At 65.7% G+C, this 25,669-nt stretch carries 18 protein-coding genes; 17 read left to right on the forward strand and 1 reads right to left on the reverse strand.

Annotation, left to right across the window (positions count from 1 at the left end; translation table 11 throughout):
- Positions 1–276 precede the first annotated feature (276 nt).
- The 17 genes from tssA to P8T11_RS17775 all read left to right on the forward strand — a co-directional run bounded on the left by tssA (position 277) and on the right by P8T11_RS17775 (position 24,373).
- Complete coding sequence (gene tssA, locus P8T11_RS17695) at positions 277–1,869, forward strand: type VI secretion system protein TssA (RefSeq protein WP_268080745.1); 1,593 nt, start codon at positions 277–279, stop codon at positions 1,867–1,869.
- Positions 1,870–1,893: 24 nt separating this feature from the next.
- Entirely contained in the window at positions 1,894–2,412 is a 519-nt protein-coding gene (tssB, locus tag P8T11_RS17700) for a type VI secretion system contractile sheath small subunit (RefSeq protein ID WP_050445816.1), read from the forward strand.
- A 3-nt stretch (positions 2,413–2,415) separates the two neighbouring features.
- A complete protein-coding gene (gene tssC, locus P8T11_RS17705; RefSeq protein ID WP_100854064.1) occupies positions 2,416–3,903 on the forward strand; it encodes a type VI secretion system contractile sheath large subunit in 1,488 nt (495 codons plus the stop codon).
- A gap of 101 nt (positions 3,904–4,004) precedes the next feature.
- Positions 4,005–4,493 carry an Hcp family type VI secretion system effector gene (locus P8T11_RS17710; RefSeq protein ID WP_050445814.1) on the forward strand — a complete coding sequence of 163 codons (489 nt, stop codon included), beginning with the start codon at positions 4,005–4,007 and terminating at the stop codon, positions 4,491–4,493.
- Positions 4,494–4,535: 42 nt separating this feature from the next.
- Positions 4,536–4,955 (forward strand): type VI secretion system baseplate subunit TssE, encoded by a 420-nt coding sequence (gene tssE, locus P8T11_RS17715; protein ID WP_100854063.1) that lies wholly within the window; start codon positions 4,536–4,538, stop codon positions 4,953–4,955.
- Between the two features lie 3 nt (positions 4,956–4,958).
- Positions 4,959–6,683, forward strand: a complete 1,725-nt coding sequence (gene tssF, locus P8T11_RS17720; RefSeq protein ID WP_268080744.1) for a type VI secretion system baseplate subunit TssF — start codon at positions 4,959–4,961, stop codon at positions 6,681–6,683.
- The gene (tssG, locus tag P8T11_RS17725) at positions 6,647–7,690 is read left to right on the forward strand and encodes a type VI secretion system baseplate subunit TssG (RefSeq protein WP_268080743.1); all 1,044 of its coding nucleotides are present in this window, start codon (positions 6,647–6,649) and stop codon (positions 7,688–7,690) included. Before tssF ends, tssG begins: the two co-directional genes overlap by 37 nt.
- A complete protein-coding gene (gene tssH / locus P8T11_RS17730) occupies positions 7,687–10,449 on the forward strand; it encodes a type VI secretion system ATPase TssH (protein ID WP_268080742.1) in 2,763 nt (920 codons plus the stop codon). The genes tssG and tssH overlap by 4 nt, the downstream gene beginning before the upstream one ends.
- Complete coding sequence (locus P8T11_RS17735) at positions 10,449–12,905, forward strand: type VI secretion system Vgr family protein (RefSeq protein ID WP_268080741.1); 2,457 nt, start codon at positions 10,449–10,451, stop codon at positions 12,903–12,905. The genes tssH and P8T11_RS17735 overlap by 1 nt, the downstream gene beginning before the upstream one ends.
- 78 nt (positions 12,906–12,983) lie before the next feature.
- A complete protein-coding gene (locus P8T11_RS17740) occupies positions 12,984–15,548 on the forward strand; it encodes a DUF2169 family type VI secretion system accessory protein (protein ID WP_278072142.1) in 2,565 nt (854 codons plus the stop codon).
- A complete protein-coding gene (locus P8T11_RS17745) occupies positions 15,541–16,491 on the forward strand; it encodes a pentapeptide repeat-containing protein (RefSeq protein WP_268080739.1) in 951 nt (316 codons plus the stop codon). Before P8T11_RS17740 ends, P8T11_RS17745 begins: the two co-directional genes overlap by 8 nt.
- 21 nt (positions 16,492–16,512) lie before the next feature.
- The gene (locus P8T11_RS17750) at positions 16,513–17,205 is read left to right on the forward strand and encodes a DUF3540 domain-containing protein (protein WP_268080738.1); all 693 of its coding nucleotides are present in this window, start codon (positions 16,513–16,515) and stop codon (positions 17,203–17,205) included.
- Between the two features lie 12 nt (positions 17,206–17,217).
- Positions 17,218–17,622: a DUF4150 domain-containing protein gene (locus tag P8T11_RS17755; protein WP_100854055.1), complete on the forward strand. Its 405-nt coding sequence runs from the start codon at positions 17,218–17,220 to the stop codon at positions 17,620–17,622.
- 11 nt (positions 17,623–17,633) lie between these two features.
- Positions 17,634–18,308 (forward strand): type VI secretion system lipoprotein TssJ, encoded by a 675-nt coding sequence (tssJ, locus tag P8T11_RS17760; RefSeq protein ID WP_268080737.1) that lies wholly within the window; start codon positions 17,634–17,636, stop codon positions 18,306–18,308.
- Between the two features lie 16 nt (positions 18,309–18,324).
- The gene (tssK, locus tag P8T11_RS17765) at positions 18,325–19,719 is read left to right on the forward strand and encodes a type VI secretion system baseplate subunit TssK (protein ID WP_268080736.1); all 1,395 of its coding nucleotides are present in this window, start codon (positions 18,325–18,327) and stop codon (positions 19,717–19,719) included.
- A 4-nt stretch (positions 19,720–19,723) separates the two neighbouring features.
- Positions 19,724–20,407: a DotU family type IV/VI secretion system protein gene (locus P8T11_RS17770; RefSeq protein WP_268080735.1), complete on the forward strand. Its 684-nt coding sequence runs from the start codon at positions 19,724–19,726 to the stop codon at positions 20,405–20,407.
- Between the two features lie 39 nt (positions 20,408–20,446).
- Positions 20,447–24,373, forward strand: a complete 3,927-nt coding sequence (locus tag P8T11_RS17775; RefSeq protein ID WP_268080734.1) for a type VI secretion protein IcmF/TssM N-terminal domain-containing protein — start codon at positions 20,447–20,449, stop codon at positions 24,371–24,373.
- 135 nt (positions 24,374–24,508) lie between these two features.
- Here P8T11_RS17775 and P8T11_RS17780 read toward each other — a convergent pair whose 3' ends face one another.
- Positions 24,509–25,660 (reverse strand): acyl-CoA dehydrogenase family protein, encoded by a 1,152-nt coding sequence (locus P8T11_RS17780; RefSeq protein WP_268080733.1) that lies wholly within the window; start codon positions 25,658–25,660, stop codon positions 24,509–24,511.
- Positions 25,661–25,669: the final 9 nt, after the last annotated feature.

Here is a 25,669-nt window from a genome sequence, read left to right on the forward strand (position 1 = left end):
CCCCGTGACAGTCGTTGTGTCTTTTGACGGTTATGCCTTCATTCTTGCGGAAGGTAACACCCGCTGGTTTTACTTTGCAAACGTTTAATAAACGTTTAATTGCTTCCGCAATGTAACAACACGGGAAGCAATTGCTTCAACGGTTTCTCAACGCGGGGTCGATAGCATCATTTCCAAAGCGGAAGTAACAACGGTTACGCCATCAGGATAAGAGGGTGGGCCGGCATCCGAGTCAGGGAAATCCCGCTCGTATCGGTTTATTACAGGTGAGACATAGTGTCTGCAGTGCTTTTCGACCGCGATGTAGGGCAGCACCCCATACAGGCCGACCACCCCGCCGGCGTGAGCCCGCGCGACGGTGAAGCATACGCGGCATTGAAGGCGCACATCGACCAGTTGACCGACATCCACGCAAGCACCGCCGTGGACTGGACCTCGGTGGTCGCGCTGGCCAACGGCATTCTCAAGCAGGAAGGCAAGGATCTGGCGGTAGGCACCTGGCTCGTCGCCGGCCTGCTTGAAACGGCAGGCCTGACAGGCCTGGGCGAAGGCATCCGTGTCTTGCGCGACCTGGTCTCGACCTACTGGGACGACATGTCGCCCGCCGTCACCCGCATGCGCGGCCGACGCAATCAGATCCAGTGGCTGCTGGACCATTTGAACGAACGCCTGCAGGCGGGGCGCGACAGCTACCCCGCAATGCCGGCCGCCGCGCACGCGGCCATGCTTGAAGATTGGGAAGCGCTGGACAGCGAATGGCAGCGTCACGATGACGAAGCCCCTGCCTTCTACGGCTTGCGTTCCGCCCTGCGGAATTTGCCGGTCGAGGCGCCTCCGCAACCTGAACCCGTCGTTGAGGCCGCGCCGCAAGAAGCCGAGGGCGTCGCCCCCGCGAACGCACCCGCCACCGCGCCCGCGTCCCTCCGATCCGTTGCGCCGCCGGTCGCCAGCGTCGCGACGCCCCCTGCCGCGGGCGCCGACCCGGGCGCCGCCGCCGATGCGGCACTGACGGGCCTGCGCCCGCTGGTCGACTGGTATCTGCAGACGCAGCCCACGCTGCCCTTGTTGTTCCGCCTGAATCGTGTGTGCGCCTGGGCCACGCTGGAACAGACACCGCCCGCGCAAGGCGGCGTCACCTTGCTGATGCCGCCGCCCTTGCAGATCGTGAGCAGCTTCGAGCAGATCGCGCAGACCGGCGAACCGCAGGCCGTCGTGCAGTTCGCGGAGTCGCACCTGAACACACATCGCTATTGGCTGGACCTGAACCGCGCAAGCCATGCCGCGCTGACCCGCCTGGGCGCCGCCGATGCCGCGGCCTGCGTCGGGTTCGAGACTGGCCGCCTGATCGCCCGCCTGCCCCAACTGGCCGGCATGAAATTCAATGACGGCCAGCCTTTCGCTGACGCCCAGACGCTTGCCTGGCTGGAGAGCTTCACCAGTGCTGGTGAAGGCGCATCCGCCAGGCACGATGACGCCGACGACCTGCAATCGCTTGCCACGGCCGCCGAGGCCGATGCGGCTGCCGGACGCCTGGGCGATGCCCTCGAACGCCTGCAAGAGGCAGCGCGCCGCACGGAAGGGCTGCGCAAGCGCTTTCGCCTGCGGCTCGCGCAATGCTCGCTGCTGCACCGCTTCGACGACCGTGCGGATATCCGCGCGCTGATGTCCCCCCTGATTGATGAACTCGACGCCCACCGCCTGCAGCAATGGGAGCCGGAGCTTGCCCGGCAAGCCCTTGCCCTGGCGGCGGCCGTCGAACTGCGATACGGCGCGGAAGACGCCGGGCCCTCCCATCCCTTGCTGGCCAAACTGGCCAGCCTGGATTGCCGGGCCGCTTGGCAACTTTCGCAGTCAACCGCCGCCGCCTGACCCACCGGAACCTAGGAGAAAACCATGGCCAATGAAGGATCAGTAGCCCCCAAGGAACGCGTCAATATCGTCTACAAGCCGGCCACCGGCGACGCACAGGAACAAGTCGAACTGCCGCTCAAGCAATTGGTGCTGGGCGACTTCACGTTGCAGGAAACCGAAACCCCGCTGGACGAGCGCAAGCCCATCCAGGTGGACAAGGACAACTTCAACGATGTGCTCAAGGCGCAGGGCCTGAACCTGACGCTGTCGGTGCCGAACCGCCTCGCCGAAGGCGAGTCCGACGAGGCGATTCCCGTATCGCTCAAGTTCGAGAACCTGCGCGACTTCGAGCCTGATGCGTTGGTGGGCCAGGTGCCCGAACTGCGCCAGTTGATCGAACTGCGCGAAGCCCTGAAGGCGTTGAAGGGTCCGCTGGGCAATCTGCCCGAATTCCGCAAGAAATTGCAGGCATTGATCCAGGACGAAGGAGCCCGCGAACGGCTTCTGGGCGAACTGGGCGTACAGGAATCCGACGCTGAGTCGGGCAAGGCCAAGGAGTAAGTGATGAGCCAGGAATCCCCGCAACAGCAAGAAGGCGCGCAAGGCGCGGCACAAGAAGGCGGTTCGCTGATTGATCAGCTGATCGAATCGACCCGCGTCAAGCCGGGCGACGAAGCCTATTCGATTACGCGCCAGGGCCTGGAGGCCTTCGTTGCCGAATTGCTGGAGCCCAGCCGCTCGCAGGAAAAGGTCAGCCAGGGCCTGATCGACGAGATGATCGCCGGACTGGACCGCAAGCTGTGCCGCCAGGTCGACGCCATCATGCACAACGAGCAATTCCAGAAGCTGGAATCCTCGTGGCGCTCGTTGAAGTTCCTGATTGATCGCACGGACTTCCGCGAGAACAACCGTATCGAGATCCTGAACGTTTCCAAGCAGGCGCTGCTGGAAGATTTCGAGGATGCCTCCGACATCACGCGTTCCGGTCTGTACAAGGCGGTCTACACCGCCGAATACGGCCAGTTCGGCGGCGAGCCTTTCGGCACCATCATCGGCAACTACGCCTTCAGCCCCGGCGGCCAGGACGTCAAGCTGCTGCAATCGATCGCCAGCGTCGCCGCCATGGCGCACACGCCGTTCATTGCTTCGGCCGGCCCGCAGTTCTTCGGCATGGATTCGTTTGCCGACCTGCCGAACCTGAAGGATCTTTCGGCTGTCTTCGAAGGCCCGCAATACACCAAGTGGAATGCCTTCCGCCAGACGGAAGACGCGCGCTTCGTGGGCCTGACCATGCCCAACTTCCTGCTGCGCGTGCCCTACGGCGACGATACCGTGCCCAGCAAGAAGTTCCGCTACAACGAAGACGTGTCGGGCGGGAACAAGGATTTCCTGTGGGGCAACGCGGCGTTCACCTTCGCCAGCCGCCTGTCGGACAGCTTCGCGCAGTACCGCTGGTGCGCCAACATCATCGGCCCCCAAGGCGGCGGCACGGTGGGCGACCTGCCGGTCTACAACTACGAGGCCATGGGTGAAACCCAGAGCAAGATCCCGACCGAAGTGCTGATTTCGGAACGCCGGGAATTCGAGCTGGCCGAGCAGGGATTCATCGCGCTGACCATGCGCAAGAACACCGACAACGCGGCGTTCTTCTCGGCCAACTCGGTGCAGAAACCCAAGTTCTTCGGCAACAACAAGGAAGGCAAGGACGCGGAGCTTAACTACAAGCTGGGCACGCAACTGCCCTACATCTTCATCGTCAGCCGCCTTGCGCATTACATCAAGGTAATCCAGCGCGAAAACATCGGTACCTGGAAGGAAAAGACCGACCTGGAATCGGAGTTGAACAACTGGATTCGCCAATACGTGGCCGATATGGACAACCCGGCGCCGGGCGTGCGTAGCCGCCGTCCGCTGCGTCAGGCGGAAATCACGGTATCGGACGTGGAGGGAGATCCCGGCTGGTATCGCGTGGGCCTGAAGGTTCGTCCCCATTTCAAGTACATGGGTGCGTCTTTCACGCTATCGCTGGTGGGCAAACTCGAAAAGAGCTAACCCGTTAATCCAGCGGAACCGGCGTGCCGGCTGCCACCGGCACGCCTCCGGTTTCGTCTGCAATTGCATTCAGACTCAACAACTGCAAGGAGAAATTTACCATGGCCATGCCGTGCTACCTCACGCTTGAAGGACAGAACCAGGGCAAGATCGAAGGATCCTGCGAAATCAGCGGGCATCAGGGAAAGATCCTGGTGCAAGCGGTCGAGCACAAGATCGAGATCCCCAAGAACCCGCAGTCCGGCCTGCCCTCGGGCAAGCGCCAGCATCTGGGCCTGACCTTCGTCAAGGAAATCGATAAGTCCTCGCCGAAGATCTACCAGGCGCTGTGCTCGGGCGAACAGCTCAAGGACGTCACGCTGGAGTTCTACCGTATCAGCCCCAAGGGCACGGAAGAGAAGTACTACACCATCCAGCTGACCAACGCGGTGGTCGTCGGTACCCGCCTGTGGGTGCCGAACTGCCTGCAACCCGACAATCGCCAACTGGGTCACATGGAAGATGTGGAGCTGACCTACGAGAAGATCGTCTGGACGTGGGAACCCGACGGCATCGAGTCCGAAGACTCCTGGCTCGCGCCGAAGGCGTAATGGCGAGCGGCGGGCGCATGCGCCCGCCCCGCCTGCATCCCCATGCGAGAACACCGCCTGCTTGAACGCATCGCCAGCCTGGGTTCGGACGTTGAACGTTCGCACATCACGCGGGCGGAGGTTCTCGTCGACTCGATCCTGGACCACTTGCGCCGCATCCTGAACACGCGTCAGGGCAGCGTGCCGATCGACCTGTCGTTTGGTGTGCCCGACTTCACCAATCTGGCGGGCTCCTTCAGCAGCGGCACGACCACGCAGATGATCGAGGACATAGGCCGCATGATCCAGCGTTACGAACCCCGTCTGCGCCAGCCGCAGATCACTTTCACCAATACGCAGGACGAAGTCCTTTCCCTGGGCTTCGCCATTTCAGGCTTCATCGCGGTGGACGACCGCGAAATTCCCGTGCGGCTGGCGTCGCACGTGGCGTCCAACGGCAAAGTTTCACTGCGAAGGCAATAAGGCATGTTGAACCGCTACTACGAACAGGAACTGGGCTATTTGCGCACGCTTGCGGCTGAATTCGCCGCGAGCAACCCCGCGCTGGCGCCGCTCCTGGGCGCGGATAGCGCAAGCGACCCCGACGTCGAGCGTCTGCTCGAGGGCGTCGCCTTCATGACCGGCCTGATTCGGCATCGCCTGGATGACGACTTCCCCGAATTCATTCAGAACCTGGCGCAATTGCTGTTTCCGCATATGTTGCGGCCCTTGCCCTGCATGACGATCATGCGCTACGAGCCGCGCTCGACACTGGAAGGCCCTGTCACGATTCCCGCGGGCACGGAATTCGCCTCGGTGCCCGTGGACGGACAGCGCACGATTTTCCGCGCCTCGTTTCCCGTCACGCTTGAACCCGTTGAACTGAAGTCCGCGCAGTGGGAAGGCGGCGGCACGCGGCCGCGCTCGCTGCGCCTGCAATTCACCATGTCAGGACCCGCCGCGGCCGACTGGAAAGGCGACCGGGTACGCATGTTCCTGGGAGACGCCCCGGCAGATGCCGCGCGGCTGTTCCTGCTGCTGCAACGCTACGTGCGCGAGGTGCGCGTCAGCGCCGAGAACGGCCCCATCACCGTGCTGCCGCCGTCCAGCATCGAGCCCGCGGGCCTGCGCCCCGATCTTGAGCTGCTGCCGTGGCCGCCCGGCGCGCACCCGGCCTGGCGCGTGCTGCACGAATACTTCGCCCTGCCGGAGAAGCTGCTGTTCCTGGATTTCACAGGCCTGTCGACATGGACCGCGCGCGGCGCCGCGAAAGGCTTTTCGATACAGCTTGTGTTCGACCAGGTGCCGGACTGGGCGCCCGCGGTCGGCCCGTCCAGCTTCATCATGAACGCGACGCCGGCCGCCAACCTGTTCAGCCAGGATGCGCACCCGATCAGGGTGGACCACCTGCAGCCGGACTACCGCATCCATCCCGTTGCCCGCACCAGCAAGGCCGCCGAGCGGATTTTTTCCGTCGATGCCGTCAGCGCGCGCGGCGCCGATGGCGCCGAGCGTGAATACCATCCCTTCTCCGCTTTCCGTGGCGGCGACCAGGCCTCGTACAACATCAGCATCCGGCCTTCCGCCCTGCATCGCGGCTACGACCACTACCTGAGCCTGCCCTACACCGAAGGCGGCGTGCCGCAGATGCAAACGCTTTCCACGCGGCTAACCTGCACCCACGGCGACCTGCCCGAAGGCCTGCGCCTGGGCGATATCTGCGAGCCCACGGACAACTCGCCCCCCCGCGTGGGGTTTCGCAACATCCATGGCGTGACGCCGCATTGCCCGCCAGTCATCGACAGCGCCTTGCTATGGCGCGTGCTGTCGCACCTGAACGCCAACCATCTGGCGCTCGCCAGTGAAGGACAACTGCGCGATCTGCTGTCGCTCTACGTGCCACCACGCCAGGTGGACGCGCAGCGCAACGCGGCGGCGCGCCGCAGCATCGAATCCATTACCAGCGTAAGCGTCGAGTCGGCACGCCGCATCGTGCGCGGCATGCCGGTGCAAGGCAGCGAAGTGCGCATCGAATGCCGGGGTGATCATTTCCCCGGGCCCGGCAGCCTGTTCCTGTTCGGCACGGTGCTGGACGAATTCCTGGCCGGCACCATCGCCCTGAACACCTTCAGCGCCCTGACGCTGGTGGATACCGTCAACGGAGAGACCCTGACATGGCCCGCCAAGATCGGCCGCTATCGCCTGCTGTAGCGGTGTCGGGCACCGACCCGCTGCTGGAAGAAGGCCATCGCTATGCCTTCTTCCAGGCGTTGCGCCTGCTGCGTTTGCGCAACCCCGACGAGGCGGTGTTCAACCGCGATGTGCGCGTGCGCCCGTCGGTGTCGCTGTCTTTTCCCGACCGCGATATCGAGACGATCGAGCGCGACGACGCGGGCAAGTACCGCATCACGGCCAATTTCTTCGGGCTGTATGGGGTTACCTCGCCGCTGCCCACGTTCTATACCGAAGACCTGATCGACCAATACCTGCAGGGCAACTCCACCGCGCGCGACTTTCTCGATATTTTTCACGCGGCGCTGTATCCGTTGCTGTTCCGCGCATGGGAAAAGAACCGGCTGTGGCTGGCCGTCGCCGAAAGGCGCGACTCCTCGCGCCTGGACCAGTTGTTCGCGCTGGTCGGCCTGGGCGGCAAACGCGGTACGCGCTGGCAGGCCGCGCGCGCCCTGCTTCCGCATGCGGGCAACTTCAACCAGTTCCCGCGTTCCGCGCTGGGCCTGCAGTCGCTCGTGTCGGGGCTGCTGGACAACCTGCCGGTGGAAGTAGAGCCGTGCGTGACGGAAACGGTGTCCATCCCCGAGGCCGCGCAGTGCCTGCTGGGCGAACAGGCATGCCGCCTGGGAGAAGACACCCTGCTGGGCAGCCGCATCGACGAACGCGCGGGCGCCCTGCGGGTGCATGTCGGCCCCGTATCGGCCGAACGCCTGGCCGGTCTGCTGCCAGGCACGGAGCGTTACACCGAACTGGTGAATGCGATTGCGCTGTATCTGAAAACGCCTTTGCGCTGCGAGCTGGCGTTGAACGTAGACCCCCAGCGGCCCGGCGCAAGCCTGGGCGAAGGCTGGCACACATTGGGACTGAACACGTGGTTGCCGGAGCAGGTACCCGGCGATACCACAGGGCCGTGGCCGCGCTACGACCAGATCTTCCTGCCGATTGAAACCGAATCAACACGAATCTCCGAGAGGCCTTTGCAATGATGCTGGTGGAACTGAAACCCCTGTTCGCACGCCTGAACCCCACTTGCTCGGCCGCGCTTGAAGGCGCCGCCGGCTTGACGTTGGCCCGCAACCATTACGAAATTGCCGTCGAACACATGCTGCGCAGGCTGGTTGAAGAGCCCGGCGGCGACGTGCATTGCATCCTGGCCCACTTCGATATCGACCCCTTGCGCCTGACCGCGCAACTCGACGAAAGCCTGGCCCAGTTGAAGAACGGCAACCCTGGCCGGCCGGTGTTCGCGGGCCTGCTCACCGAGTGGGCGCAAGAGTCCTGGTTGACCGCCTCGATCACCCTGGGCGAAAGCCGCGTGCGCAGTGGCGCGATGCTGCTGGCGCTGGTCTCGCGCCTTAGCTATTACGGCGCCGGCACCCGCTACGCCGAAACGCTGCGCGCCATCTCGCGCGACAAGCTGACCAGCGACTTCGACACGATAGTCAACGGCTCGAACGAGGCCAGCACGCAAATCGCGGACTCGGCCTCGGGCGGCTCGGCCCGGCCCGCCGCGGCGGGCGATGCCGCCATCAACCGCTTCTGCGAAGACTTCACGGCCAAAGCCGCCGCCGGCAAGATCGACCCGGTGTTCGGGCGCGACAGCGAAATCCGCCAGATGATCGACATCCTGGCGCGCCGCCGCAAGAACAACCCCATCTGCGTCGGTGAACCCGGCGTGGGCAAGACCGCGGTGGTGGAAGGCCTGGCGCTGCGCATCATCAATGGCGACGTGCCCGAGTTCCTGCGCGACACGCGCCTGCTGGGCCTGGACCTGGGCTTGCTGGAAGCGGGCGCCAGCGTCAAGGGCGAATTCGAAAACCGCCTGCGCGGCGTCATCGACGAGATCAAGGGTGCGTCGCGCCCCACCATCCTGTTCATCGACGAAGCCCACATGCTGATTGGCGCGGGTGGCCAGACCGGTGGCTCCGATGCCGCCAACCTGCTCAAGCCCGCGCTTGCGCGCGGCGAGTTGCGCACCATTGCCGCCACCACTTGGAGCGAATACAAAAAGTACTTCGAGAAAGATCCGGCGCTGGCGCGCCGCTTCCAGGTCGTCAAGCTGGATGAGCCGGACGTGCCCACCGCCGTGCAGATCCTGCGTGGCCTGAAAGACCGCTACGAGGCGGCACACGGCGTCACAGTGCGCGACGACGCCATCGTGGCCGCGGCCGAACTTTCCAACCGCTATATCACCGGCCGCCTGTTGCCCGACAAGGCCGTTGACCTGCTGGACACCGCGGCCGCGCGCGTGCGCATTGGCTTGGGCATCAAGCCCGCCGAACTTGAAAACCTGGAAAGCCGCCTGGCGGGGCTGGAACGCGAGCGCCAGGCGCTGGCGCGCGATGTCCGCTACGAACCCGGCAGCCACAGCGAGCGCCTGGAAGCCATTACCGCCGAGCGCGCCGAACTGGAAAGCAGCCGTGACGCGCTGCACGCGCGCTGGACCGAAGAGCGTGACGCCGCGCAAGCCGTACTCGAGCTGCGCCGAAAGGTGGGCGAGGCCGAGGCAGCCGCCGAGGCAAAGGCTCAGCAAAGCGCCAGCGCGGCGACCAATGACACCGCGCAGGCTGCCGCGGGCGCGGATGCCGCAGGCGCGGATGTTGGCGCAGACGCCGCTGCCGCTGACGCACAACAAGCGCCCGCCGACGCCGCCACCCTGAACGCGCAACTCGAAGCGGCGCGTGCAAAATTGAAAGCGCTGCAAAGCCACGAGCCCCTGGTGTTCATCGAGACCGACCCCGACGCCGTGGCGCGGGTGGTATCCGACTGGACCGGCGTGCCGCTGGGCAAGATGCAGCGCGACGCGGTCAACGGCGTGCTGGCCCTGGCGGACCACATCAAGGAACGCATCCGCGGGCAGGACCATGCCGTGGACCAGATCGCCGCCACCGTGAAGGCCGCGCAATCGGGCCTGCGCGATCCGCAGCAGCCCATGGGCGTGTTCCTGCTGGTCGGCCCGTCCGGGGTCGGTAAAACCGAAACCGCGCTGGCCATTGCCGACCAACTGTTCGGCGGCGACCAGGCCCTGGTCTCCATCAACATGAGCGAGTTCCAGGAAAAGCACACGGTCAGCCGGCTGGTGGGCTCGCCCCCGGGCTACGTGGGCTACGGCGAAGGCGGCGTGCTGACCGAGGCCGTGCGCAAACGGCCCTACTCGGTGGTGCTGCTGGACGAAGTGGAAAAGGCCCACCTGGATGTCGTCAACCTGTTCTACCAGGTCTTCGACAAGGGCACGCTGGCCGATGGCGAAGGCCGCATCATCGACTTCAGCAACACGGTGGTGTTCCTGACCAGCAACCTGGCCACCGAGGAAATCACGCGCCTGGCGCAGGACGGGCGTCCGGATCCCGATACGCTGGCAAGCGCGATACACCCGGTGCTGGCGCGCCACTTCAAGCCGGCCTTGCTGGCCCGCATGACCGTCGTGCCCTACTACACGCTGCCCGCGTCCGAACTGGCGGGCATCGTCAAGCTGAAGCTGGCCAAGCTGCAACAGCGGCTTGCCGCCGCCAACCGGATAGCGCTGACGTTCGAGCCGACCGTGGCCGACACCATCGCCGCGCGTTGCACGGAAGTCGACAGCGGCGCGCGCAACATTGACTTCATCCTGCGCAAGAGCCTGACACCGGTGCTGTCCGACACGGTCCTGTCCGCCTTGGCCGAAGGCCGCTCGCTGAGCGCGCTGCATGTCGAGGCAGACACGGACGGCAGCTGGAAGATCACACCGACGGAGGCCTCTGCATAATGTCCAACGCCTACGACTATGCCTTCGATTGCGCCGCGCTGAGTTCAATGCTGCACGGCCAGGCGATGCCCGCCGCCAACGTCATCGTGACGCATTGGCAGGGCACCGAGGCAGTGTCGCGGCCGTATCGTTTCGATATCACCTTCGCGGTCGCGCAAGGCGACCTGGCCCTGGAGAAACTGCTGGACCAGCCCGCGACGCTGACGGCGAAGGCGCCGGACGGCACGTTGCGCCAATGGCACGGCATCATCACCCAAGGGGCGGAGCAAGGGCGCGACGAGACCCACTACTACTATCAGGTGGCGCTGGAGCCACGGCTTGCGCGCCTGCGTTCGATGCGCTGGTCGGACATCTACCTGAAGCGCGACCTGGCCGACCTGATCAAGCAGTTGCTCGGTTATGCCGGCCTGACAGAGCCCTACAGCAACGACGACACGGCCTGCGACTACCGGATCGCCGCGACGCAGCTGGCGCAGACGCAAGCCGATTTCACCTGCCAGTTCGAGGAAACCTGCCTGGATTTCCTGATGCGCAAGCTGGAATACTACGGCGTCTATTTCTGGTTCGAGCAGGGTTCCCAACAGGAGTCCGTGGTGTTTGCCAACAGCGTCGAGCAGCAGCCTGCCGACCCGGACACCGCCGTGTATTACCCCCGGGGCATGATCGACCCCGACGTGCACGAAATCGCCATCATGCAGTTGAACCGGCGTGTCGGCCTGACGCCGAACATGGTGGTGCTGCACGATTCGCAGGAACAGGGCAACACCACCATCACCCTGTCGAGCCAGGCCAGCGTGCCGAAGCCCGCCACGGTCCTGGGCCTGGGCGAGGTCCATCAGTCGGACGATCATTTCGAACAGCTGGAAAGCACCTCCGCCATCTCGGGCTCGGCGCTTGCCTCCTGGCGCGCCCAGGAGCTTTCCTGCCAGCGTGTGCGCCTGGAGGGCGAAGCGCATACGCCCGGCATCCGCGCGGCCAGGCTGCTTGCCGTCTCGGAATATCTGCGCGGTGTGGACCCGCGGCAGTACTACGTGATCGAAGTCACGCACGAAGGCACGCAAACGGTCGAAACCTCGCCTCAAACCGATATTCCGGCCTACCGGGCCACCTTCGTGGCGCTGCCACGCTGGCTGGACGTTGACGATCCCTCGTCGCCTCCCCTGCAGTACCGCGCACCGCGCATTACCCCCGTGCCGCAGGTCAGCCGCCTGGTCAACGGTTTTGTCGACGTCGCCACGCCCGGACAACCCCGACGGTTCGCCCAACCTGACACCAACGGCCTGTACAAGATCCGCTTCCTGTTCACCAAGCAGCGTTACGACGGTGAACAGAATTCCGCCTTCGTGCGCATGGCCACGCCCTATGCGGGCGGGGCGTCGTCGCAAGGCCTGTCGGATGCGGGCATGCATTTTCCGTTGCGCGAAGGCACGGAAGTCCTGATCGCGTTCCTGAACGGCAATCCGGATCGCCCTGTGATCGTCTCGTCGCTGCCCAATACCGAGGCGCCCAGCGTGGTCAACGCCCAGAATTCGGCGCACCACAGAATCGGCACGCCTGGCGGCAACACCATGGTGCTGGCCGACGCGCAGCCGGGCGGCGACGGCGCACCGGCCATCCGGCTATACAGCCCCACGCAGGAATCGTCGATGAACCTGGGCCAGTCGGACGAGGAAGGCGTGGACGACGGCTTCCACATCAAGACAGAGCTGCACGGCGAACTGTATGCGGGCAGCAGCATGCTGATTGAAGTGCCAGGCCACTACCGCGTGTGCGCGGGGTCCGACTCCAACGAAACCCAGGCCAACTTCCTGGGGTCGGAGGCGCAGGACATGCCGTCCGGCATTTCGGTGGGCCAAAGCGGCGGGATTGTCGTCGAGAACTTCATGGGCATGAAGATCGAAAGCGTGGAAGCCCTGACGCTGGGGCACTTCTTCGGCGGCAAAGTGGAGTTCAACGAAGCCGCGACCTTCGAATCGACGCTGGGCGTGAAGCTCAGCATGGAGTGCGTGGCCGCCAAGGAGATCAACCTCCTGGAAAAGAACATCGTGCGCGACAACGCCAATTACGCCAACGCCTTCACCAAGTGGGTCGCCGGAAAATGGAACGGCGTCCTGGCGGAGAAGACCGAGGAAATCGGCATGATGCAGACCACGGCACTGGAGACCTACAAGCTCTTCACGCCCGACGCCTGGATGGGCTCGGTGGCGTCGTCGCTGTCGCTGGAACCGGCGGGCGCCACACTCAGCAGCTCGATCGCCACGCTTGACGGCTGGACCAAGGCCACGGTGACCAGCCTGACGGAAACACTGGTCGAAGGTGGCATTTCAACCGTCAACCTGACCAGTGCCAGCGCGTCCATCACCAGCCCGTCGATCGAGCTCACCGCCACTGCGGACGTGGCGGTGACAACGGGCGGCGACGTCACGATCAACGGCACGATCGTCATGCTCGGGTAACGCCATGCACGTGCACAAACCCGCCGACGCCATGCTGCTGCTGGGATATCAGTCCCGGGGGGCCAGTCGTCCCTGACCGTGACGGTAGGCTACTGTTGCGGCGCGGACGGCACGCGCGTGTCCGAACCGGACGCCTGGAAAACGCTGACGGCGCTCTTCACCGACGAACCCTTCGACCTGGCGCAGAAAAAAATGCGCGGCGGCTTTGGCGTGGCCGGTGCGGCCAAGGCTCCTCAAGGCCAGCCCGTGACCGGCCTGACCGTGCGCGCCGGCGTGGGCGGCCTGCAAAAATCGGTGCTGGTGCTGGGCGACCGCTACTGGTCGCGCGGCGTTGCCGGCTGGCAGCCGAGCGCGCCGCAGCCTTACACCGACATGCCCATCGGCCTGGCACGCGCCTACGGCGCCAAGGGCTGGGCGGCCAATCCGCACGGCCGTGGCCATTGCGCCCAGGCGGACCAGGCCGACGGCGTTGCCCTGCCCAATATCGAAGACCCCGCCGCACCGGTCCTGCGGCCAGGCGATGCCCCCCGGCCCGCCAGCCTGGGCGTGCTGGCCCAGGGTGCGCCTGAACAGATCCGCTGGCTAGGCACGCTGGACAAGCGCTGGGAGCGCGCGCGGCTGCCCTGGTTGCCCGACGACACCGACCCGCGCTGGTTCGACCGTTTCGCGCCGGATCAATGCCAGGAAGGCTATTGGCGCGGCGACGAAAGCTGGTTCGCCGAGAACATGCACGCCGATCATCCGCTGCAACGCGGCACCCTGCCCGGCTTGCGGCCGCGTGTGCTGGTGCGCACCGATGCGGCGCCCGAACGGCGCGTGGAATTGCCGCTGGACCTGGACACCGTCTGGCTGCTGCCGAACGACGAGCGCGTGCTGGTGCTGTACCGGGGCGAGCTCGCCACGCGGCGCGAGGATGCGGAGGACGTGCTCGGCCTGGGCATCTTCACCGAACGCATGAGCGAACCGCCGCAAACCACCCAGCACTGGGCGCTGATATGGCAAGAGGCCGGCGAAGCCGCAACGCCGGCGCAAACACAAACGCTGGCCGCGCCCGAGCCCGGTCCCGAGGCCGCGGCGAAAACGGCCGCGGCAGGCAAGGCGATCGAAGAGATGGGCAAGGCGGCGGCCGCGCATCGCGCGACGGTCGCCAAGACCCTGGCCGACACCCGCCAATCGGCCATTGCCGAGACCGACCAGACCATGCAGCGCTACGGCCTGGGATCGTTGCAGGCCAAGATGGCGCAAAGCGAGGCCCCGCCCAACACCTTGGCGCTGCCGACCCCCGAATGGCCCAAGGAACCGACGGCGTTCAAGGCTGCCGTGCGCCAGTACGTGGCGGACGCATTGGCCGCTGGCGAAGCCGAGACGCGCGAACAATGGCGCGCCCACGGATTGGACTACGACGCCGCGCTGGCGCGTTCGCGTGCCCGGCCGCCCATCGTGCTGGACCCGGCCGATGCCGTCGCAAAAATGAAGTTGCCACCCGACGCCAAGGCGGCGTTGATGGAACGGTACCAGGCATTCCAGATCAAGATGGACGCGCTGCAACTGAACGCCAAGAAAATCTCCAAGCAGGCAGAAGCGCTACAGGCCCAGGAACCGCCGTCATTGCCCTTGCCGGATGAAGCCCTGCCGCGCGGCCCGCGCACCGCACTGGACCGCGAGGCCCTGCTTGAGCGCCACGCGCGGCACGCCTCGGCGCAATGGTGCGAACTGCAAGGGCTGGACCTGAGCGGCGTGGACTTGGCCGGCCTGGACCTCAGCACCTCGCTGCTACGGGGTTGCGTGTTGCGCGGCGCCAATCTGGAGGGCGTCAATTTCACCGACTGCCAATTAGAGGACTGCGATCTTGGAGAGGCCCAACTGAGCCGCGCCCGTTTCCCCCGCGCCCTGCTGAAGGGGTGCCAGGCGGCTGGGGCGAAGCTGCCCGGCGCGGACTTTTCACAAGCCCGCCTGGAGAAATGCGTGTTCACCCACGCCGACCTGTCCGCCACCGAGTGGGCAACGGCGCAGGCCAAGGAATGCGACTTCAACAAGGCGGTTCTGCGCCAGGCCCAGGGCCAGGAGGCGCGTTTTACGGCATGCGGGTTTGCAGGCATCGACGCGGCGTCAAGCCGCTTCCCCAAGGCCATGTTCAGCAAGTGCATGCTGGAGGACGCCACGCTGGATGGCGCCGACCTGCAAGGCGCGACCCTGATGACCTGCCAGGCCGCGGGTTCGCGTTACGACGGCGCCAGCATGGCGCAACTGCGCACGCTGAAGGGCACCGATCTACGCCGCGCCAACCTGAACCGCGCGCTGTTGGACAGGGCCAGCCTGCAGGATACGAACCTGGGCAAGGCCACGCTGCGCGAGACGCACATGGACCGCGGATTCCTGAAGAATTGCGACCTCTCGGGCACCGACGCCTGGCATCTGGTGGCGCGCGTCTGCGACTTCACCGGCAGCCGCATCGAGCAGGCCAGCTGGCGCGGGGCCAACCTGATGAAGGCCCGGCTGCGCCAGGTGGTGCTGCAGGACGTGGACCTGACCGGCGCCAACCTGCACGCGGCCGACACCCGCACCGCGACCGCGCAAGGCGTGCAACTGGACCAGGCCCTGCTGACCCGCTGCCGCCTGCTGGAGGATTACGGCCGTGAGTGACGCGACCCAGAATCGCGAGTCGCTGCTACAAGCGCTGCGCGCGGGCGAACGGCTGGCGCCCGACGCGCTGGCCGGCGTCGATTTCCGCAATGCCGACCTGTCCGGTCTGCGCCTGGCCAACCTGGACGCGCGTGGCGCTCGCTTCGATAGCGCCGACATGCGCAAGACGGTCTGGAACCGTTGCCGGCTTGACGAGGTGAGCCTGGACGGCGTGGCGCTGGATGGGGCGTCCTTCACCGCCTGCAGCGGCCACGCGGTGTCGTGGCGCGAAACCAAGGCCATCAAGGTCTGGATGATGGACTGCGTGTGGCAGGACGCCGATTTCCACCTTGCTGAACTGACCCGCCTGGCTGCCCAGAACACGGCCTTCCCGGGCGCCCGGATGAGAACGGCCAAGGTGGACAAGGCATGGCTGTCGCGCTGCGACCTGTCTGGCCTGGATCTTTCGGGCGCGGTCTGGCGGCAAAGCCATCTGCCGGACAGCAAACTGACGGGCTCCACGCTGGCTGGCGCCGTGTTGGCGCAATGTTCCTTCAACCGCGTCCAGGGCGCCGATGTCGATTTCAGCGGGCTGGTGGCGCCGGGCGTGTCTTTCTACCAGGCCGCCCTGCAGAACGCACGCTTTGATGGCGCGATGCTGGATGGCGCCATCTTCGACCAGGCACGTCTGGACAAAGCCAGCTTCGCGCGAGCGTCGCTACAAGGCGCCCGCTTTCAGGCCGCCAATTCCACGGGAATATCGTTCGGCGAATCGAAGTTGATGGACGCCGACCTGTCGCACCTGCGGGTCGCGCATGCGGACTTTGCGCGCGCCGACCTGACGGGCGCGCGCCTGCACGCCGTCGAACTGCCCGATGCCTCCTGGCGCGAAACCGTGCTTGAAAACGTCCGTCGCGATGACCCCGAATTGCGGGCCGCCGAACTGTGGCGCCCCCCCGTCTAACCCGATGCCATTGGACTCTCGATGAACCATCCTAATCCCGCATTGGACCCGGCCGTCAGCCAGCCTGACGCCGCGCCTGCCTATTCGCCGGACCAGGGCGCCCGTCTGCATCACGCGCGGCTGGTCATGCGCGACGGTCGCCGCTACGCCGCGCTGACCGGTGCCGGCGCCATCTGGGTCACCCCCGCCGCCGGCTGCCTGCTGCAACCCGAAGTCGGCGACATCGCGCTTGTCAGCCTGGCCGCGGGCCAGGGCTACATCCTGACCGTACTCGAACGCGGCGCGCCGGCATCCGCCGCCCGGGTGGAAGTGCCGGGCGATTTGCAGTTGTCGCTGCCCGAAGGAAAGCTGTCGATCCAGGCGGCCGACGGCGTGGCGCTGGACGCCGGCCCCGCGCTGGACGTCAATGCGGCGCATGCCACGGTCACCTTGGACGAAGCCGACCTGCGTTGCCAGACCCTGCGCGTCGCGGGCGACAACGCGCACACGCACTGGAACACACGCAATGACGTCAGCGTCGAGCGCATGGAAATCTCTGGCCGCGCCGAAGTGCATCTGGGGCAGAGCGTACGCCGCGTCGCCGGACATGATGACGTCACGACGGGGTCGCAGCGCACCGTCGTCAACGAAGACTGGTCGGTGCATGCCGCAACGGCCGACCTGAAAGCACGCGACCGGGTGGCGGTGGATGCCGACTCGGTACAGATAGGTTGAAAGGGGAACGCCATGTTCATGCTGAATAACGCCGGCGCGATGACCACGGCAACCGTGCCCGACGTTTGTCTGACGCCCGCGGTGCCTTCGCCGATTCCGATGCCCTACCCCAACATCGCCATGAGCGACATGGCCGACCCGGGAGGCATCGTCGAGAACGTGCTGGTCGGCGGCATGCCGGCGCTGAACCAGGCCAGCACCATCATGCTCAGCAACGGCGACCAGGGCGGCGTGGCGGGCGGTGGTGTGGCCTGCGGAGAAATCATGGGCGAGGCCGCGTTCGTGACCGGCAGCATGAAGGTCATGGTGGGCGGACCGCCGGGCGTGCGCCTGACCTGCATGACCACGCAGAACGCCAACAACACGGTCGGTATCGTGGCTGCCCCCAGCCAGGTGATCGTGATGCTGGTCAGTTGAGGAAAGCCGCCATGCTCAAGCTCCAGGCTTCGATTCCGCGTCTGTTGTCCATCGTGCTGTGCACCATGGCGCTGGCTTCGTGCAGTTCCTTGAACAGCATGATGGGCGGCACGTCGGAAGAAGATGCGCTCAAGGCGCTGAAGTGGACGTATGCGGCCGACGGCGTGCAGCTGGCCATTGAAGCCGACCCGAAGTTGAATCAATCGACCGACCAGCCGCATACGCTGGCGCTGTCGGTGGTGCAGATGGAAGACCCCAGCGCGTTCGCCCCCTACGCCGCCAATTCGGCCAAGATGTCCACGCTGCTGCTGGCCGACACCCCGCCCAAGGGCCTGCTGTCACTCGACCGCGTGTTCGTATCGCCCGGCGAGAACCGCACGGTCACGCTGCCGCGTGTTGAAAAGGCCAAGTACGTGGGGCTGGTGGCCGGTTACTTCCACCTGGACCCGACGCGCAGCGCACGGCTGTACCGCATCGGCGTGGAAGTGGATTCCAGCGGCATCGTGGTCAAGACACGCAACGCGTCGCCCGAGCCCTTGAAGATCGAACTACACCTGGGCGCCGACGGCATTCTCCAAGCAGTCGGCACCCGCACGCCGCCCGTCACGCCCACCCGCCCCGTCGGCGGGCTGGTGACGCCCCCCGCGACGACGCCCGCCGCCGGCAGTACGCCGGCCAAACAATGAACCGGCCCCGCAAAGCATGAGTACGCATCTGAAACAACCACTGTTCTGGCATCAGGGCCTGTTCCTGCAGCCCCATCATTTCCAGTATCAGGACGCCTGGACCGAACGACTCCTGGCACGGCAGGTCGAGCTGACCGCGCCGTGGTGCTGGGGTTTTGGCGCGCTGGAAATCAATGAAGCCGCCCTGGCCGCGCGGCAAGTGGTGGTGGACCACATGGCCCTGCGCTGGCAGGACGGAACGCTGACCGAAATCCCCGGCAATGCCCGCATCGAATCGCGCCGCTTCGAGCTGGCCGAATTCTCGCAAGGCCCGCGCACGCTGTACGTAGGCCTGCGCCGTCATGTCGTGGACCAGCCCAGCGTACAGAAATACGAGAACCTGGACGACGCGGCACGGGCGGAAGCGCGGCTGGTGGCGCCGGCAGATCCGCAACAGGTGCCCGACCGTTATGCCAGCGGCCCGTCCGGACGCGTGACGCTGATGACGTATGTGCTGCGCCTGTTCTGGGAAGAAGAGATCGGCGCGCTGGGCGATTACGACCTGATGCCGCTTGCGCGCCTGGAGCAGGATGGCGAAGTCGTCAGGCTCGCGCCCCGCTTCGTGCCGCCCTGCCTGAACCTGGCCGCGTCCACGTCGCTACAGCACATGCTGATGGAATTGCGCGACGAAGTCATTGGACGCGCCCGGCAGCTTGAAGTCTTCAAACAGCCCATTGCCAACCGCTCCGGCGAGGACGGCCAGTTCGGCCCGGTGCTGGCCCTGTCTGTTCTGAACCGCTACGGACCGCAGATTACGCATCTGGTCGAGGCCGCGCAGACCCATCCCTGGGCCGTCTATGGCGTGCTGCGTCAGTTGGCGGGCGAGCTGAGCACGTTCTCGGACTATTGCGACCTGCTGGGCGAAACGCGGGACAACCGGCAATTGGTGGCGCCCTACAAGCACACCGATATCGGCTCCGTGTTCATGGGCGTGCTGGACCTGGTGCGCCGCCTGCTGAACGAAATCACGATCGGCCCCGAGATGCTGGTGCATTTCGAGCAGGACGGCGCCGCGGGCAATCTCTACCGCGCCGACATGCCGGCCGCGTTCTTCGGCCCGCGCCATCGCTATTACCTGATGGCGCGCAGCGGCCTGGAGCCTAAGGAACTGGCCGAACACATGGTGCTGGAAGCCAAGCTGGGAACCCCGGACGAGATCGAGACACTGGTGACGCGGTCGCTGCCTGGCATCGAAATCATTCCGCTGCAGACGTTGCCGCTGGGCATGCCCCGCCGTGCCGGCAGCGCGTATTTCCGTATCGAAAGCCTGTCGGACGGCTGGGATGCCGTCGTTCGTGATGGACGCCTGTCCCTGTCGCTGCCGGAGCCGCCGCCGGACCTGCGGCTTGAACTGATCGTGATCAAAGGATAGCAACGTGCGCCTGAGCAATATCTGGATTGCCTCCATGGAGTTGGCCCGCACGGCAATCACCGGCGCGGGCACCGACGCAACGCCTGACGCCGAAGTGGTGCGCGGGCAACTGAAGGCGTCTTTGGACGCCGCGGTCGAGCGCGTGCAGGCCCATGGGTTCACCGCCGCCGACGCGCAGGCCAGCCTGTTCGCCGTGGTTGCCTGGATCGACGAACTGGCGATGTCGCGCGACTGGGCGGCCAGTTCGTCCTGGCGGCTGGCGCCCTTGCAGCGCCATTACTTCGCGACGACACGAGCGGGCGTGGCGTTCTTCGAAAAGCTCGAAGCCCTGCCCGATGACGCCGTCGAAGTGCGCGAGGTCTACGGCCTGGCTTTGCTGGCCGGCTTCAGCGGCCGCTACACGCATCGTCCGCCCGCCGAACTCGCGGAGTACCGCGCGGCCCTGCTGGCACGCATCGCCGAAGAACGCCGCATGTCGCCGCTGGATCCCAGCCTGCCGCTGTTCCCGCAGGCGGGTGGCCGCGCGCGAAAAATGGCGCCCTACCGCCGCGGTATCGGGCCGTCGCTGGCGACCTTTTTCCTGGTGGTCGTGCCCTTGTGCCTGCTGCTGGGCCTGTACCTGTATCTGGACTATCGCGTTGCGGGCGAGGCGGCGCAGGTAGCCGTGCCCACCGCCACCCGCTCCTGACCTGACCTGACTCGAAATGCTAACGCTGCTGTCTGTGCAATGATCAAAAAACTGCTTGTCGCGATCGCCTGGCTGTTGGGGCTGCTACTGCTGGCACTGGGGTGCTGGGTGCTGGGCCTGTACCTGGGCTGGCCTCTCTGGCGCTCCATCGCCCTGTTCCTGGGCGTACTGATCGGCCTTGTGCTGCTGCGCTGGCTGCGCGGCCTATGGCTGGCCTGGCGGCTAAGGCGGCGCCTGGCTCGCCCCGTCGGCAGCGTCACCGTCAACACCGAACGGCTGGACATGGACTGGCGCGCGGGCTTGAGCGCGCTGAAGCAGTCGCGCCTGTCGCGCTTCGGATCGCCGCTGTATGTGCTGCCCTGGTACATGGTGCTGGGCCCCCACGACGCGGCCAGGACCGAACTGCTGCGCCGCGCGGCGGGCGCGGCACCGGTACAGGCCCGAGGCGACGACCCGGCCGAACTGCAATGGTGGCTGCTGCGCAACGGCGTCGTGCTGGATCCCACCGAAACGCTGGGCGAAGAGCACAAGGCGCCTGATTCGCCGAAATGGCGCCGTTTGCTGCACTGGATGATGCGCACACGCCGCCGCGAACCCTTGAACGGCCTGATCCTGGCCTTCAACGCGGCGTGGCTGACCAGCGGCAGCGATGCCGATCTGAACGAGACGGGCCAGGGACTACGCAAGCGCCTTGATGAGCTGACCCGCATCTACGATGCGCGCATTCCCGTGTATGTCGTCTTGACTGACTGCCAGCTGCTGCCGGGCTTCGCCGCCTGGGCGAAAAGCCTGGGGCCCGACCTGACCAACCAGGCGATGGGCTTCGTGAACCCCGTGCCCGCCGCCAGCGTCGGACAGTTCATCAACGATGCCTTCAACAACATCGTGCATCGGATGTTCGATCTGCGTGTGCTGCAAGGCGTGCACGGCCGGCCCGCCCCAGAAGTCTTCGGCCTGCCGGAGCGCCTGGTGCCCTTGGCACGGCAACTTGCCAAGGTGATGCGGCCGGCATTCCAGGCAACGCCCTATGCCGAAACGCCGTTGATGCAGGGCTTGTTCCTGACCGGTCAGCCGGCTGGCAACGACCGCAGCCAGCCCGACTGGTTCAGCGCCGGCCTGTTCAACCATGCCTTGCCCGCGCAGCGGCACGCGTGGAAGCCCGTTGAGCGGTGGCGCCATTGGCGCCGCTTCCTGCGCCATGCCGCCGTGGTTGCGTGGCTGGGCCTGTGCGTGGGTGTCGGATTTCTGCTGGTGCACTCTAGCAACACCGCGCAGGACGAACTGCGCGCCGCCGCGGCCGGCACGTCGGACAAGCCGGACTTTTCGGGGCCGATGTCGACAGACCTGCATGCCCTGCAAGACGAACGCAACGCCATACACACGCTGCTGAAGCGGCCGGCATGGCAGCGCCACTGGATGCCGTTTCAGCGACGTGTGAACCAGGTCGAGCGCCGCATGATGGACCACTACACGCGTGAATTCCATCGCGAGGTCATCGCCGCCAATCTCGACCCCCTGCTTATCAGCAGCCTGCCGCAGTTGGCCAAGGGCAACAACGACATGCTGCTTGCCGCCTGGGCGCAGACCCTGGTGAGGCGCATCAACCTGATCGATGCCGCCACCGAGGGTCGTAGCGTGTATGCGCTGCCCGCGCCCGGCAGCGAGCTGCCCCTGCTGCTTGCCAGCGTCCACCAGACGCTGCGCGACTCCATGGATGCCATCCTGCTCGGCGACATGTACCGGGATTACCTGACATGGCAAGACGACCACACGACGCTTGATGACGAGCGGCGCGCGCTGCGCCAGGTTCTGGCGGGGCTCAACCTGACCACCCGCCCCATCCCCTGGCTTTACTCCTGGGTCGACCTGCAGGGCACCATCAAGCCGGTGCGCCTGACGGACTTCTGGAACATTCCGGACAAGCCGAACCTGCCGTTTATTCCCGCCGGGCTGACGCCCGACGGCGAGCGTGCCGCGATCGGCTTCCTGGACGAACTGGGACGCGCCACGGACAACACGCAGGAATGGTCGGCGCGGCGCAGTGAGTTCCAGCAGCATTACCAAAGCGACGGACTGGATGCGTGGTACCAATTCACCGACATCTTCCCGCACGTGCCCGACCTGCTGGCCGACGGCACGGCCCGGCGCGCTGTGCTGTCGTCGCTGTTGACGGCTGACGACCCCTACCAACGCCTGATACACATGCTGGCAGCCGTCGGCGAGCGCCTCCCCGAGGCATCCCGGCCGGACTGGATCGTGCAGGCTGGCCGGCTGGACGCGCTGGACGGCCTTGCGCATTCCAGCCAGCAGAGCACGGCCACCAGCGCGCTGCAGAAGATCGACGTCGTACAGCGCTTTGGCGGCGACGTCATCAAGAACCTGCCGCAAGGCGGTTCGCTGGGACAGGGCATTACCCGCCTGCGCAATGAAGGCAGCTCGCTGCAATTGCTGCAAGCCTATCGCCAGGGCGTGCGCGACACCATCGTTCCGCTGCAACAGGGCGATGGCACGGCGATGAAGGCCGCCATCGAGATCTGGTCGTTCGGCCACGATCCCAATGTGAAAAGCGTGCCCCTGGTCAATGCACGCACGGCGATTGGCACGCTGCGCCAACAACAGGGCACGACGGGCCCGCGCACCAGCGTCATCTGGGACGTCGCCGAAGGGCCGATGAATTTCGTCCTGGATTACGCCGGCCGCAACGCCGGTTGCCGCTTGCAGCAACAATGGGAGAACACGGTGCTTAGCGCCATCCAGGGCGTCACCGACGGCGAGCTGGCCGATCAACTGCTCTATGGCGACCGTGGCCAGGTCAAATCCTTCCTGGACGGCGACATCAAGAACTTCGTGGATCACGATAGTGTCCGTTACGAAGCGCGCCCGGCGATGGACAGCAAGGTTCCCCTGAATGGCCAGTTCTATGCCTTTGCCAGCATGACGCAATTGCGCCAGGTGACGCTGGCGACCCAGCAACTGCACTCCAAGCGCTCGTCCACTGAAGTCCAGGCGCTGACGCAGCAACAGGCCGAGTTGGAGAAGCAGATCACCAAGCTGGAGACCACGACTGGCACGGTGACGCTGAATACGGTCCCGCCACAGACCAACGCCGATGCCCGCGCGCTGCCGGAAAGCGTGAACCTGACCCTGCAATGCGCCAGCGGCGCGATCACGCTGGAAAACCTCAACTTTCCCAACAGCGCGGTTTTCCCCTGGTCGCTCGCCACATGCGGCGACACCACGCTACGCATCCGCTATTCGGATTTCGAGCTGACTCGCCAATGGACCGGCGCACGCGGCTTCATCGACTTCCTCAAGGAGTTTGCCAGCGGCCGCCACCGCTATACGCCCGCCGACTTCCCTGACCAGAAGACGCTGCTGTCGGTTGCCGACGTCCAATGGATCGTGGTCACCTATCGCCAGCAGGGCCAGGCGCCGCTGCAGAACGCGTTCGCCGAGGCGGACCGCCTGGCGGCCCAGGCGGAAGAGATCAAGGCGCGGCTTGCTGAACTGCAACCCGGCACCGCCCCCGGATCGACCATGCCGACGCCGGCCCCGGCAAGCCCGGTGCCGCAGCGTATCGTGTCCTATTGCATGGGCCCCATCGACAGCGCGGCTCTCCATCTGCCGGAACCCCAGGCGGCGCCCGAGCCCAGCCCGGCGCCCGTCGCCAAACCGCCTGCCACCAAGCGGGCGCCCGCAGCGGTACCGGCAAAGCCCGCGAGCCGCGCGGCAGGGCCCTACGCGGTACAGGTCGGCATCTTCTCGCACCCGGACTCCGTGCGCGCCACGCTGAAAAAGAACGGCTATACCGCCCAGGAATCCGACATCACGCTCCGAGGCGTGAAATACCGCAAGATCTGGGTCGACGGCTACGCCACCCGGGAAGCCGCCCAGAAGGCGGCGGACAAGATAGGCGCCCTGCTCAAGCTGAAGCCGGAAGTGCTGCGGCAGGAGGCCGAGCGGTAGATGACTAACGGGTCAGGCCCGCGCAATTGCTTGCGCGGGCCTGTTCGATTCATCCACGGATGGGGCGGATGGCGTGCCTGCCCCTTGCGTGGCAGCCCGGATGGGGCACGCGGGATGGGGCACGCGGGATGCCGCTTAGCGCGGGAGACGCTGCGGAAAGCTGCGTTCGAAGATGCCCTCGGCGATCCGGTTCTTCAAGATTTCGATAGAGCCGCCTGCGATCATCCAGCCGCGGCACCGGCGCACGCAGTACTCCACCAGCGACTCCCGGCTGTAGCCCAAGCCGCCCAGCACCTGCAGGGCATCGTTGGCCACATCGAAGCCCACTTGATTGCAGTAGGCCTTGGCAATCGCGGTATCCGTGGCTGAGGGGAAGCCGGTGTCCGCGCCACTGGCCGCCCGATACAGCAGCAATTGGGCGGCATCCAGCTTGATCCGCATGTCCGCGAATTTCCACTGCAAGCCTTGGAATTCGCACAGCAAACGGCCGAACTGCTTGCGCTGCATTGCCCAGTTGCGCGCTTCTTCATACGCATAGCGGCCCAGCGCCAGTGACCGCGCCGTATTGCCGATGCGCTCTACGTTGAAGCCGGCGATCTGCTTCTTGAAACCGCCCTCACCCAAGACGACCATGTCGTCGGCCACAAACACGTTGTCGAAAAAGATTTCGACCCATTCCTCGCCGGACATGAACGCGGAGCGTTTGCCGAGTTTCACGCCGGGGGCCTTGGTGTCGATCAGCACCGATCCGATGCCGCCCGTGCCGGGGCCAAAGCGCACATAGGTCAGGATCACGCTGGCGTGCGGGCCGTGCGTCGTGAAGATCTTGGTGCCGTTGATGCGCCAGCCGCCCTCGGCACGCGTGGCGCTGGTCTTGAGCTCGGTCACCGCGGACCCGGCGTCGGGTTCCGTCATGCCGACAGAGATCAACCCTTCGCCGGCCAGCAACGCCGTCAGGTACTTCTGTTTTTGCAAGCCGCTTCCGTATTCGGCCAGCACGCGGATGGCGCCGAAGTTGCCCGCCTGCACCACGTCCGCGCTGCGCGGGCAAACGGACGCCACGGTCTCGATGGCGATAACGGCGTCCATCAACGACCCGCCGACGCCGCCGTCCTGCTCGGCGACGGTGATTCCCAATAGCCCCTGTCCGGCCATCTTGCGGGCCACGTCCCAGGGGTAGTCGTCGGAATGAGCGCGTTCGACGGCGCCGTCGCGCAATTCGCGGTCCGCGAAACGGCGCACGGCGGTTTGGAAGTCTTGTTGTTCCGAAGTCAGATTGAAGTCCATTTAGGCTGT

This window comes from Achromobacter spanius (assembly GCF_029637605.1).
In the GTDB taxonomy this organism is placed as follows: domain Bacteria; phylum Pseudomonadota; class Gammaproteobacteria; order Burkholderiales; family Burkholderiaceae_B; genus Achromobacter; species Achromobacter spanius_E.